Origin of the sequence: Allobosea psychrotolerans, assembly GCF_002917105.1 — a bacterium.
In the GTDB taxonomy this organism is placed as follows: Bacteria; Pseudomonadota; Alphaproteobacteria; order Rhizobiales; family Beijerinckiaceae; genus Allobosea; species Allobosea psychrotolerans.
The window spans coordinates 55,437-68,465 of the sequence record NZ_PQFZ01000026.1; the positions used below are offsets into that span (position 1 = coordinate 55,437).

Here is a 13,029-nt window from a genome sequence, read left to right on the forward strand (position 1 = left end):
ATCCTCGCCAGCGATATCAGGACCTCGACACCGGTGACAGGCGGCATCGCCGCCGTCATCGGCGCGGTCAACGAGATGCTGTTCAAGCTCTCGGCCATTGCGCTGCTCGCAGCTGCGCTGGTTCTGACCTTCGGCGTCATCGCCGGCCATCTCTATGGTCGTGGCGTCGAGTGGCAGGACGAGGTCACGATCTTCCTGGTCGCCGGCGCGATGTTCCTCTCGGCCGGCGCCGTGCAGCAGCGGCGTGGCCATATCGGCATCGACTTCCTCGATCATATGCTCTCGCCGCGATTGAACGCGGCCCGGCGCGCCACGGTCGATGCCGTGGTGCTGGCTTTCTGCCTGTTCTTCGCCTGGAAGGCCGGCGGCCTGCTGCAGGAGGCATTGCATGAGGGGCAGACCTCGCATTCGGCCTGGGGGCCGCCCCTCTGGATTCCGTATTCGCTGCTGACCTTCGGCATGGCGCTGCTGGCCGTGCAGGTCGCGCTGCAGGTCGGCCAGCGCTCGCTGCTGGTTCTTGCCGTCGTCGTCTTGGCCGTGGTGGCGCTGCTGATGTGGGAAAGGCCGGTCAGGCCGCTGGTCACGAGCCTCTCACAGGCCCAAATCGGCATCGCCTATTTCGTGGCGACGCTCGTCGTGATGTTCTCCGGCATGCCGATCGCCTTTGCGCTCGGCGTCGTCGCGCTCGTCTTTATGCTGTTGTTCATGCCGTCGGCGTCGGTCGACACCATCGCGCAGAATTTCTACGAGGAGCTCGCCAACGTCATCATCCTGGCGATCCCGCTCTTCATCCTGAAAGGCGCGGCGATCGGGCGCTCCAACGCCGGCAAGGACCTCTATTCGGCGCTGCATGCCTGGCTGCACCGGATTCCGGGTGGGCTCGGCGTCGCCAACACCACCGCCTGCGGTCTCTTCGCCGCCATGGCGGGCTCGTCGCCGGCGACCTGTTCGGCGATCGGCTCGGCCGGCATCCCGGAGATGCGCCAGCGCGGCTATTCCGGCGGTTTCGCCGCCGGCATCATCGCGGCAGGCGGCACGCTCGGCATCCTGCTGCCGCCCTCGGTCACCATGCTGCTCTATGCAGTCGCGGCCGAGGTCTCGCTCGGCAAGCTCTTCCTCGCCGGCATCGGGCCGGGCCTGCTGCTGATCACGCTGTTCGCACTCTATTCGGTACTGCGCTACCGCAAGGAATTCGCGGTGGCTCAGACGGTCGCAGCCGAGACCGGCGTCCGCTCGGCGCTGCTGGCCGAAGAGCATTACACGCTCGGCCAGAAGCTCAGGATGATCGCCTGGGTTGCCCCCTTCGTCTCGATCCTGGCCGGCGTCATGGTCGTGCTCTATGCCGGCTGGGCAACGCCCTCCGAGACGGCCGGCGTCGGCGCGGTGCTGGCGCTGATCGTCATCGGCGCGATGTACGGCATCTGGCGGCCTTCCAAGCTGATGCCGATCGTCACGGGCACGCTGCGCGAATCGACCATGCTCCTGATGATCATCGGCATGTCACTGCTCTATGCCTATGTGATGAGCTATCTCCATATCAGCCAGGCGATGGCCGCCTGGGTGATCGGGCTGTCGCTGTCGAAATGGGTGCTGCTGGCGGCGATCCTGCTCTTCGTGATCGTGCTCGGCTTCTTCCTGCCGCCGGTCTCGATCATCCTGATGACCGCGCCCATCGTCCTGCCGCCGCTCAAGGCCGCGGGCTTCGACCTGATCTGGTTCGGCGTCGTCATGACCATCGTGATGGAGATGGGGCTGATCCACCCGCCGGTGGGCCTCAACATCTTCGTCATCAAGAATATCGCCCCCGACATCCCGCTCTCGGACATCATCTGGGGCACGATGCCCTTCGTCGTGCTGATGTTCCTGGCGGTGATCATCTGCTGCCTGTTCCCGGGGCTCGTGACCTGGCTACCCTCGGTGATGATCAAATAGAGGCTGCTATGAGCCATGGGGTCGAACTGACGCTGGCGATTTTGCGCGAATGCCAGGAGTTCGAGGACACAAGCCTTCCGGCTTGCTACGAAGAATGACACCGCAGTCGCGCAAAAGCGCCGCGCTCTGCGGGTGAGGTAAAAACGGCAGCGTCGCATCGCTTGCCGATACCGATGGTATCGCCTGCGCAATGCTCCTCCCATCTCCGCCGTTTTGACCTCATCACATTGGCCCCATGGTTCATAACAGCCTCTAGGCAACCTGCCCGGGATCGAGACTGTCGCATCCGTTCCGGCGCTCTATAGTTCGCTCTCAATCTGTGGAGAGGGAACGGAACCATGCGAGTGGCGGTTGTCGGTGCGGGAGCGATCGGGGGCGTCATCGCCTGGCATATGGCCAAGGCGGGGCAGCGTCCCCTCATCGTGGCGCGCCCGGCGACGGCAGCCCTGCTCGCCTCCGACGGCCTGACCCTCGAAACTGCGTCATCCACTGAGACGCTGACCGTCAACGCGACGGCCGATCCGTCTTCGGCCGGGGTGCAGGATCTCGTCCTGGTCGGCTACAAGGCACATGACTGGCCGACGGGCCTGGATCTGCTGACGCCGCTGCTCGGGCCCGGCACGATCGTGCTGCCGATGCTGAACGGCATTCCGTGGTGGTATCTGGATGGGCTGGACGAGGGCTTCGGCGATCGGAAATTGACCTCCGTGGACCCCGAAGGCGCGATCGCGGCGGCGCTCCCGACCACCCAGGTTCTCGGCTGTGTCGTCTATGTCGGTGCCAATCGCCCGGCGCCGAACCGCATCGCCTGGAACGGCCGCAAGCGCCTGGTCATCGGCGAGCCGCTGGCGCCGGCAAGCGCGAGGCTTGCCGATGTCGTGGCGTTCCTGAAGGCGGGCGGCATCGACGCCGAGCCGAGCGCGGATATCCGAAGCGCGGTCTGGCACAAGCTCCTTGGCAATGCCGCCTATAATCCGATTTCGGCCGTGACGGGAGCGACGATCGACGCCATCATCGGCGATCCCGCGCTCCGCAGCGTCGCCAAGTCGATCATGGCGGAATGCGTTGCGGTGGCCGCAGCGCTCGGCATCGAGGACAGGCCCGACCTCGAACTGCGCCTGGAGCTTCCTCCCACCCTGGTCGGCGTCAAGACCTCGATGCTGCAGGACATGGAGGCTGGCCGGCCGCTGGAACTGGGCGCGATCGCAGGCGCGGTCGCCGAGCTCGGCCGAAGGGCCGGAGTTCCCACTCCGCTGATCGACTGCGTCGCGGCGCTGGCGGGGAATGCCTGGCGGCAGCGATGGGCAGCGGGCTGATCAGAGCGCACGCCTGCGCCTGACAGAGGTGGAAAGCGCGCGACTGTCATCAATCTGTCGTCGCCGGCTTTGCAGATGCGCCGCTTGTCACGAGGTCGTGTCGATCGGTTTTACGCATGTTTCGGTTCCTGGCCCTGCGCGCGGGGCGCGCCATCCTCACGCTCCTTATCTGCGTCTCGGCGGTCTTCATCGCCCTGCGCCTGGCGGGCGACCCCGCCGACATCATGCTCTCGATCGACACGCCCCCGGATGTGCGCGCCTATTACCGCGACCTCTGGGGTCTCGATCAGCCGCTCCACCAGCAATATCTTCGCTATCTGCTCAGCGCCGCCAGGGGTGATTTCGGCGCCTCCTTCGCCGATGACCGGCCGGCTTTCGCTGCTGTTCTCGAGGCCCTGCCGAAGACGGCGCTGCTCGGCACATCCGCGCTCCTGCTGGCCTTGCTGGTCGGCCTGCCGCTCGGCGTGCTGGCGGCGCTGAGGCACAACAGCGTTGTCGACAGGCTGGCCATGGCCTCGGCCGTGTTCGGCTACGCCATCCCGATCTTCTTCCTCGGCATCCTGCTGATCCTGCTGTTCGCGCTGAAACTGCGCATCCTGCCCTCGGCGGGGTCGGACACACCAGCCCATCTCATCCTGCCGATGGTGACGCTCGGGCTGCCGCTGGCGGGCCGGCTTGCCCGTTTCGCGCGGACCTCGACGCTGGAGGTGCTCGGCAAGCCCTTCATCCGCGCGGCGCGCGGGCGCGGCGTGATGCCCCTCAGTGTCATCATCCGCCACGCCCTGCCGAATGCGTCGGTGCCGCTCCTGATGTTCCTCGGCATCGAGATCGGCGGGATTCTCGCCGGCAGCGCCGTGGTCGAGACGATCTTCGCCTGGCCCGGCGTCGGCCGCTTGCTGGTCGATTCGGTGGCGACGCGCGATCTTGCCGTGGTGCAGGCCGTGATCCTCACCATCACGGTCATCATGATCTCAGCCAATCTGCTCGTCGATATCCTGCATATCCTGATCGACCCCCGTCTGGGCGGCTTCCGGCAGGCTGGGGGAGCACGGGCATGACGACGGGTCTCGACAGCGCGGCTCTCGCGCCGCTGCCGCTTCGCTCCCGCCCGGCCAGGGCTGCGATGTCGCCCATCGTCAAAGCGTCGGCCGCGTTCCTCCTGCTCACCGTGCTCGTCGCGCTGCTCGCCGACTGGCTGGCGCCGATCCACTTCACCACCCAGAACCTCGCCGCGCGTCTGCGCCCGCCTCTGTCCGAGAGCGGCGGCATGACCTATTGGCTCGGCACCGACCAACTCGGGCGCGATATCTTGAGCCGGTTGATCTTCGCCATCCGCACCTCGATCCTGATCGCGGTGCTCGGCACCTTGATCGGCGCGGTCTTCGGCACGCTGCTCGGCTTCGTCGCGGCGCGCTTCAAGGGGCTCGTCGACCAGGGCATCATGATGCTGGTCGATGCGCAGGCGGCGATCCCGGCGCTGTTCCTCGCCCTGACGATGCTGGCCTTCTTCGGCAACAACATCCTGCTCTTCATCGTCCTGGTCAGCATCGACGGCTGGGATCGCTACACCAGGCTGGCGCGCGGCCTCGTCGTCTCCGAGCAGGAGAGCGAGTACATCAATGCGGTGGAGGCATTGGGCGCGCGCCCAGTGCGGGTGATCATGCGCCATCTCCTGCCCAACATCGTCGCGGCGCTGGTGGTGCAGGCGACACTGAACTTTCCCGGGACGATCCTGCTCGAAACCTCGCTTTCCTTCCTGGGTCTGGGCGTGCAGCCGCCGGGCACCTCGCTCGGCCTGATGCTGGGCGAGGGCCGGCGCTATCTGCTCAACGCCTGGTGGATCGCCGTCTTCCCCGGGCTCACGATCTTCCTGACGACCCTGTCGATGAGCCTGTTCGGTGACTGGCTGCGCGACAGGTTCGATCCCACGGTCGATCGCAGGTAGGGCCGGCATGATGGTGTCCGTACAGTCGCCGGTTTCGGGACGCCCGCTTGTCATCGCTCATCGCGGCGGGGCGCTGCTCGCGCCCGAGAATACGGCCGAGGCGTTTCGAGCAGCAGTGGCTGCCGGAGCCGACATGGTCGAGACGGATCTGCGGCTCACAGCCGACGGTGCGCTCGTCTGCCTGCACGATGCCGATCTGAAACGCCTCTGCGGCGATCCGCGCGCGGTGGCGGAGGTCGATCTCGCCACCATCCGCAACCTCTTGCCAGCGGTGATGACGCTGCCGGACGCCATCGCGGCCTCCGCTCCCCTCGGACTTCTGCTCGACGTGAAGTTGACCGAGCGCGCCGTTGTGCCGCGCATCCTGGCGGAGCTGAGCCATGCCGGCGCGGCCGGGCGCACATTGCTCGGTCTGCGCGATCTCGATCTCATCGCCTTGGCGCGGGCTCGGACGAGCGAGGTCGCGTTGCTCGCTTTCGCTGCCGATCCTGACTCGGCTGCAAGGGCTCGCGCCGCCGGTGCAAACTGGTTCCGGCTCTGGCAAGGCACTGCTACGGCCGAACGCGCGGCGGCCGTCCGGGCCGAGGGCCTGAAGCTTGCGGTCATGGTCGGCCAGCCGCGTTCGGTGGCCTTGCCGGAGGATCCGCCTTTCCCGGTCGGGCGCGTCGATCGCGACGGGCTCGACCGGCTGCTTGCCCTGTCGCCGGACGCGGTCCTGCTCGACGATCCGCGCCTGCTGGCCGACATCCTCGCCGGGCGCCCCGATGTCACCGGATTGTCGCCTGGCTGAGGCAAGCCACGCATTCACCGTTCCACTGGTGCCGTCGCCGCGCAGACCTTGTCGGCTTGGCCGCGCCGGCTGTTCCAAGGATCCACAATGATTACAATATCCCGCCGTCGTTTCCTGGAAGGCGCGATCGCCACCCCCATCGCGTTGAACGCCCAGCCGAGCTTGGCTGCCGGCGAAACGCGCCCGAATCTCACCGTGGCTGTCGCCGATCTGCCGGCGACGCTGGAGCCGGCGCGCGAACTCTCCAATGTCGGAACACGCGTCACCTATTCGATCTTCGACACGCTGATCCGGCGCGATTTCCTCGGCACGGCCGATGGTGGCGGCTCGGAGCTCAAGCCGCATCTCGCCACCAAATGGGAGCGTGTCTCGCCGCAGGAATTGATCGTCACGCTGCGCCAGGGCGTGAAGTTCCATAATGGCGACGAGCTCACTTCCGAGGATGTCGCCTATACCTTCCGCGACGGGCGGCTTTGGGGCGACAAGGCCCAGATCCCGGGCGGCAAGGCCTATTTCGGCGTGCTGGCCAGCGTCGAGCCGATCGACCGCTACAGCGTGCGTTTCCGCACCAGGACGCCCGACGTCCTGCTGGAGCAACGGCTCGCCTCCTGGTGCGCCTGGATCGTCAACAAGCGCGCCTATGAGACGATGGGCTTCGAGGCCTATTCGCGGAAGCCCGTCGCGACCGGCCCCTACCGTGTGGTGTCGCACAACGCCGCCGACGCGACCGTGCTCGAGGCCTTTGACGATTATTTCATGGCCAAGCCGTCGGCCAAACGCGTCATCTTCAAGCGCGTGCCGGAGCTGGCCGCCCGCGTCGCCGGCCTCGTAGCGGGCGACTACGACCTCATCACCAATATTCCGCCGGACCAGATGAGCATCGTCGGCGGCTACAAGGACATCGATGTGCGCTCGGTCGTGCTGGCGAACGTGCATGTGCTCGCCTTCAACGACCAGGACAAGCTGCTTTCCGACAAGCGCATCCGCCAGGCGCTGGTCTGCTCCATCGACCGCCAGAAGCTCGTCGACACGCTGTGGCAGGGCACGGCCCTGGTGCCGGCCAGCCACAATTTCCCCGAATACGGCCAGATGTTCGTCGAGGGGCGCAAGCTGCCCTATGATCCGGCCAAGGCGAAGGCGCTGCTGAAGGAGGCGGGCTACAAGGGCGAGCCGATCGTCTACCGGACGATGGCCAATTACTACACCAACGCGCTCGAAGCCGCGCAGGTTCTGGTCGAGCAATGGAAGGCGGTTGGCCTCAACGCCTCGCTGCAGGTCGTCGAGAACTCGGCCCAGTTGCGCGGCGCCGGTTCGCAGATCTTCAACTGGTCGAACTCGACCCGCCTGCCCGATCCGCTCGGCTCGATCTGGGTGGCCTGGGGACCGGCCGGCGAGATCCAGGTCTCGAAGTTCTGGACCTCGGCGGCAGCCTTCAACAAGGCGGGCAATGCGCTCGAGGCGGAGACCGATCCGGCGAAGCGCAAGGCCCTCTTCACCGAGATGCTCGACATCTGGGAGGACGAGGCGCCGGCAACGATCCTCTACCAGCCGAGCGAGGCCTACGCGATCAAGAAGTCGATCGCCTGGCGGCCGACCACCTTCTATTTCATGGATCTGCGGCCCGACAACCTGTCCTTCGGCCGTAGCTGAAGGCAGCATACAAAGATGGAAAAGGGCGGCTTTGCCGCCTTTTTCTTTTGATCGGGTTGGCGATTGAACGTCGGGGTGTGCGGGCTCAGTGCCCGCCACCCAGGATGAAGCGGCGGCCATCCTGCTCGACGATGTCGACATGCTGGCCGAAAGCCCCGCGACCGGCCGAATGGCGCGTGACGCGCGCCTCCTCCCGGGCCGGGCGGGCGAGGTTCCGGCCCTGCATGGTCTGCGCCGGCGCTATCCCGAGCAGGCCGAGCACGGTCGGGCCGATATCGATGATGCCGGCGGGCGCCGAGGACAGGGAGCCGCGCCCCTCCGCCGTCTCGGCTGCGACGACGAGCACGGTGTTGAGTTCGTGCGGATTGATGCCGCCATGCATGCCGCCGCCGAGCGGCACGTCGCCTGGCGTCATCGTCCCCAGCCCCGGCAGGCCGTAGGGGTCGGTCGCGAGATCCGATTTCAGGATGAACATGAGATCCGGCTGGCGCTCATGCCCATTGCCCATCAGGGCGAGGGACAAGGTGCCGTCCACCACGCCATCGACCGCGTTGCGGGCGGGCGAGAAGACATGCCCGACGACCGGCTGCTCCATCAGCCAGTGGGCGATCCGCTCGAGGCCGTCACGGTTGCCATTGAGGCGGCGGATCTCGCCGCTGAGGCCGCCGGTGGCGACGAAGGCTGCGCCATCGAACGCGTCGCGCAGTGCGACCGCAAAGCCCGCCTGGCGGGCGTCGTCGAAGAGTGGGTGGATCGCGCGGGTCGAGATCTGGCCGTGATCGGAGGCGACGATCACGGCGATACGCTCCGCATCCGGCTGGGCCTCGACCCAATCCAGGATCGCGCCGAAGGCTTTGTCGGCTTCCTGCAGCCCGGCCCTGGCTTCAGGCGAGCCGAGGCCCTTGTAGTGGAAGGTCGTGTCGGGCTCGTTGAACCAGACCAGCGCGACATCCGGCGCGAGCACCGGCAAGACATGCTCCACCATCAATCGCGCCGCGTAGCGCAACTCGCCCAGGCGCGGCAGTTCGCGCTCGGGCAACGAGCCGACCGTCTCCAGCGCCTCCGCCACGGCATGGGGCGTCTGGGTGCCGTCGAGGCCATGCATCGAGAAGGTCCAGTGGCCGTTGTCGCGGGCGCGCGGGTTGATGAAATGGGCCGAGCCGGGCGAACCCGTATGCACCACGCAGAGCCGTCGCCCGGCGCGGGCGAGAACGTCGCCAAATGTGTCCACGTCGATGAGGCGCCCGCCGTGATGGGCTTCGACGCGGCGAAGATGGTCGATACGGCCGGTGTCGAAGACATGCTCGGGCATGGCGGCGGAATGGTAGAAGGCGTTGCCGACGATGCCATGCGTGGTCGGCGCGGCGCCGGTGGCGATCGCGCTCGTGCAGACGCGCGTCAGCGAGGGGAAGACGCTGCGCGCCTGCCGAAACCAGGTGCCGCGCGCCGCCAGGCGCAGGATGTTCGGCGTCAGCTCGGGCGTCACCATGTCGGGTCGAAGACCGTCGAACACCGCCACGATCACCCGCTCGGCGGTCGCCTGTTCAGTCTGCGCCATCATCTCTCTCCGAAGGGTATGGAAGCGGGTCCTGCCGCACTTAGAGCAGGATGCGAAAAAGCGGGAACCGGTTTTTCGCTTCGATCCGTCTCTAGGCGGCTACGGCAACCGGGCCGTCGACGGCCGGCGCGAGATGGCAGGCGGCGAGCCGGCCATCCGCCACGCGCCGCAGGGCCGGAGCCTCCGTCGCGCACAGCGCCATGGCGCGCGGGCAGCGCGGATGAAAGGCGCAGCCGCTGGGCCGGTCGACCGGATTGGGCGGATCGCCCGACAGCACGATGCGCTCGCGCATGCGCCGCCACGGCGTCGGCACTGCCGAGACCAGCGCCTCGGTATAGGGATGGGCAGCCGCATGGAACAGGGCATCGGGTGGACCCTGCTCGACGATGCGGCCGAGATACATCACGGCGACCTCGTCGGCGATCTGGCGCACCACCTTGAGATCGTGGCTGATGAAGAGATAGGCCATGCCGAAGCGCCCCTGCAGATCCTGCAGCAGGTTGATGACCTGCGCCGCGACTGAGACGTCGAGCGCCGAGATCGGCTCGTCGCAGACCACGAGCCTGGGATCGAGCACCAGCGCGCGCGCCAGCACCACGCGCTGGCGCTGGCCGCCCGACAATTCATGCGGATAGCGGTGGAACAGATCGGGACGCAGGCCCACAGCCTCGAACAGCGAAAGCGCCCGCTCCTGCCGCGGCCCGGGGCCGGCTTCGAGATTGTGGATCTGCAAGGGCTCGACGACCTGCTCGCCGACCGTCAGGCGCCGGTCGAGCGCCGCCAGCGGGTCCTGGGGGACCATCTGCATGGAACGGCGCATGGCGCGCCATCTCGCATCGCGCAGCGCCGTGACCGGCTCGCCGGCAAAATCGATCCGGCCGGAGGAGGCCGCGAGCAGGCCCAGCACCAGCTTGGCCGTGGTCGACTTGCCGCAACCCGATTCGCCGACGATGCCGAGCGTACGGTGCGCGTCGAGCGAGAAGCTCACCCCATCGACGGCGTGCAGCTGGCGCCGCTCGCCGCGCGCGCCGGTGACGGGATAGCGCCGCGCCAGATCTTTCACCGTCAGAAGCGCGCTCATGAGGACATACCGACAAGCTCGTCCAGGCGCTGCTCACGCTGGCTCAAAGCCCGCTGCTCCGGGCTTCCTTGCCAGGGCGGCAAGGCACCGAGCCGCAGGCAGGCGGATTGGCGGACGCCGCCCACCGGTGCGAGTGGCGGCGGCGCGACCTGGCAGAGGGCGGCAGCCGAGGTGCAGCGCGGCGCGAAGGCGCAACCCGGCGGCATCGCATCGGGCGCGGGCACCGTGCCGGGCACCGGTGTCAGGCGCAGGCGTGGGCCATCCAGCTCCGGCAGGGCGGCCAGCAGCCCGCGCGTATAGGGATGATGAGGCTGATGCAGCAGCGCGGCGGTCGCTGCGGTTTCAACGACGCGACCGGCATACATGACGGCGACACGGTCGCAGAGATCGGCCACAACGCCGAGATCATGCGAGATCAGCACGAGGCCCATGCCGGTATCGCGGCGGATGTCGCGGATGAGATCGAGGATCTGGGCCTGGATGGTAGCGTCGAGCGCAGTCGTCGGCTCGTCGGCGACCAGCACGTCGGGCTCGCCTGCGAGCGCGATCGCGATCATCACGCGCTGGTTCATGCCGCCCGACAATTCATGCGGGTATTGTCGCAGCCGGCGCGGCGCGTCGGCGATGCCGACGCGGTCGAGCAGGCGCAGCGCCTCCGCCTGGCCGGCCGCGCCGGAGAGGCCGCGATGCAGTTGCAGCGCCTCGCCGATCTGCGTGCCGATGCGATGCACCGGGTTGAGCGAGCTCGTCGGGTCCTGGAAGATCAGTCCGATCTTGCCGCCACGAATGCGCGCGATCTCGCGCTCGCCGAGAGGCGTGATGTCCTGACCCGAGAGCAGAACCTTGCCCGAGATAGTGACGCCCTTGCCGAGAAGCCGCAGGGCTGCAAGCCAGGTGACGCTCTTGCCGCAGCCGGATTCGCCGACGATGCCAAGCGCTTCCCCAGGCGCGAGCGTGAGATCGACGCCATGCACGACCCGGGTCGCGCCGTTCCCGGTCAGGAACGAGACCGTGAAGGCCTCCAGCGCCAGCAGCGGGGGAGAAGGCGGAGCCGTACCCCCCAGCTGTGGGGGCGCCGAGGGCAAGAGCGCCTGCGCGGTCAGGCGAGATGTGGGAGCGTCGCTCATGGCGACCAGACTAGGCATTGGCCGATGACCGTCCGATGACACGCTCGTCACGGAAGGCTGGTCACCAGGTCGGTTCGCCAGTGCGGTTGGAAACCGGGCTGAGCCTTCATCCCGGGAAACCGCGCAGCGGCATCGCGAAGCATGGGCACCCTGTTCCAAGACGACACTTCAGTAATCTCCAATAAACGGCATCATATGAAGAAATAATCGCCGCAAAACAAAGTTGTTTTCGAATGTATTCATCTGCATTGGTTTTCTCGGTTGTATCGCGGCGCTAATTTTTTCGAACCGGTGCGTTGAGTATGGCGGTAATCCTGAAATTAAGCAGCTTTTCATTATTATAGACAAAGCTGAGGCGTTCCTGGGCATGTCACGTCGCCCATTCAACAATGAGCCGCCTCATGAAGAAGCTCTTTCTCTTTCGGCTGCCGATCGCGACCCGCCTGGCTATCGTCGGGGTCCTCATCGTGGGGGCGGCTGTCGCCGCATCCGTCCTGGTGTCGATCCAGGCCGCCGACAAGGCGATGCGCGAGCGAGCCCAGTCCAGCCTCTCCGTGAACATCAACCTGCTGCGCGATATCCTCGCCGCCAAGGGCGAGCCGAAGCTGGAGGGCGACAAGCTCTACTTTGGCAATGAGCTGGTGAACGGCAATTTCGCTGCCGTCGACAAGGTCAAGGCGCTGGCCGGCAGCGTGGCGACGGTCTTCATGGGCGATGTGCGCGTTGCCACCAACGTGCAAAAGGCCGACGGCTCGCGCGCCGTCGGCACCAAGCTGGCCGCGGGGCCTGCTTATGACGCTGTGTTCAGGGATCGAAAGACCTATTCCGGCGCGGCCGACATTCTGGGCCTGCCTTATTTCACGATCTATGAGCCGATCATCCAGAAATCGAGCAACCAGGTCATCGGCATCCTGTTCGTCGGCATCAGGCAGGCCGACTTCCTGGTCGTGATCGACGAGATGATCTGGGGCAATGTGATCGCCGGATTCCTGATCGCGCTGGTGGGCGGCGCCGTGCTGCTGCTGGTCCTGCGCCGCATGATGAAGCCGCTCGGCAGCCTGAAGGCCGCGATGCACCGGCTTGCCTCGGGCGATATCGAGGCGACCATCCCCGTCATCCGCAGCCGCGACGAGATTGCGGCGATGGCCGATGCGGTCGGCGTCCTGCGCAGCGCCGCGATCGAGAAGGCGGAGCTTGAAACCGCTGCCGTCGCGCAAGCGCGCCTGATCGAAGACACACGCCGCGCGACCGAATCCGAGCGCCTGACGGGAGCGCAGCAGCAGCTCGAGCAGGCAAAGGAGCTGGAAAAGGTCGTGACGGAGCTGGCTCGGGGCCTTGCGGAATTGTCCTATGGCAACCTGACGCATCGCATCGAGGCCTCCGTCCCGGCGGCCTATGAGCAGCTTCGCGACGACTTCAACGCCACCGTCGACCGGCTGTCCTCGACGGTGCGCACGATCCAGACGACCTCGGCGGATGTCGGCCTGGCGGCGCGCGAGATCACCATGGGCGCCGACGACCTGTCGAAGCGCACCGAGGAGCAGGCCTCGTCGCTGGAGGAGACCGCGGCCACGACCGAGGAGCTCGCCGCCTCGGTGAAGGCCTCGGCCCAGGCCTCCAGGCAGGCCGC

Annotated in this window: 10 protein-coding genes and 1 pseudogene; 8 read left to right on the plus strand and 3 right to left on the minus strand. The window is 66.9% G+C overall.

The genetic code is table 11. The features are described 5' to 3' along the window. Positions 1-75: 75 nt before the first annotated feature. The 7 genes and pseudogenes from CYD53_RS30800 to CYD53_RS27035 all read left to right on the plus strand — a co-directional run. Positions 76-486, plus strand: a pseudogene (locus tag CYD53_RS30800) (TRAP transporter small permease); the annotation flags it as partial. 66 nt (positions 487-552) lie between these two features. Beyond that, entirely contained in the window at positions 553-1,932 is a 1,380-nt protein-coding gene (locus tag CYD53_RS27010; RefSeq protein ID WP_245928452.1) for a TRAP transporter large permease, read from the plus strand. 338 nt (positions 1,933-2,270) lie between these two features. Then, a complete protein-coding gene (locus CYD53_RS27015; protein WP_103721186.1) occupies positions 2,271-3,248 on the plus strand; it encodes a ketopantoate reductase family protein in 978 nt (325 codons plus the stop codon). A gap of 116 nt (positions 3,249-3,364) precedes the next feature. Further along, the gene (locus tag CYD53_RS27020; protein WP_103721187.1) at positions 3,365-4,306 is read left to right on the plus strand and encodes an ABC transporter permease; all 942 of its coding nucleotides are present in this window, start codon (positions 3,365-3,367) and stop codon (positions 4,304-4,306) included. After that, complete coding sequence (locus CYD53_RS27025) at positions 4,303-5,193, plus strand: ABC transporter permease (protein ID WP_245928449.1); 891 nt, start codon at positions 4,303-4,305, stop codon at positions 5,191-5,193. Before CYD53_RS27020 ends, CYD53_RS27025 begins: the two co-directional genes overlap by 4 nt. 7 nt (positions 5,194-5,200) lie before the next feature. Further along, positions 5,201-5,983: a glycerophosphodiester phosphodiesterase gene (locus CYD53_RS27030; protein ID WP_103721188.1), complete on the plus strand. Its 783-nt coding sequence runs from the start codon at positions 5,201-5,203 to the stop codon at positions 5,981-5,983. 87 nt (positions 5,984-6,070) lie between these two features. Further along, complete coding sequence (locus CYD53_RS27035; RefSeq protein ID WP_103721189.1) at positions 6,071-7,633, plus strand: ABC transporter substrate-binding protein; 1,563 nt, start codon at positions 6,071-6,073, stop codon at positions 7,631-7,633. A gap of 85 nt (positions 7,634-7,718) precedes the next feature. Here CYD53_RS27035 and CYD53_RS27040 read toward each other — a convergent pair whose 3' ends face one another. From CYD53_RS27040 to CYD53_RS27050, 3 genes are all read right to left on the minus strand, one after another. Next, positions 7,719-9,191, minus strand: a complete 1,473-nt coding sequence (locus tag CYD53_RS27040; protein ID WP_181012048.1) for an alkaline phosphatase family protein — start codon at positions 9,189-9,191, stop codon at positions 7,719-7,721. A 91-nt stretch (positions 9,192-9,282) separates the two neighbouring features. Beyond that, entirely contained in the window at positions 9,283-10,272 is a 990-nt protein-coding gene (locus CYD53_RS27045) for an ABC transporter ATP-binding protein (protein ID WP_103721191.1), read from the minus strand. Beyond that, on the minus strand, positions 10,269-11,399 hold the full coding sequence (locus CYD53_RS27050) for an ABC transporter ATP-binding protein (RefSeq protein WP_103721192.1): 1,131 nt from the start codon (positions 11,397-11,399) through the stop codon (positions 10,269-10,271). The genes CYD53_RS27045 and CYD53_RS27050 overlap by 4 nt, the downstream gene beginning before the upstream one ends. A 401-nt stretch (positions 11,400-11,800) precedes the next feature. Between CYD53_RS27050 and CYD53_RS27055 the strand changes: the two genes are divergently transcribed. Beyond that, positions 11,801-13,029, plus strand: a 1,229-nt coding sequence (locus CYD53_RS27055) for a methyl-accepting chemotaxis protein (RefSeq protein WP_103721193.1), incomplete at its 3' end; no start/stop codon positions are given.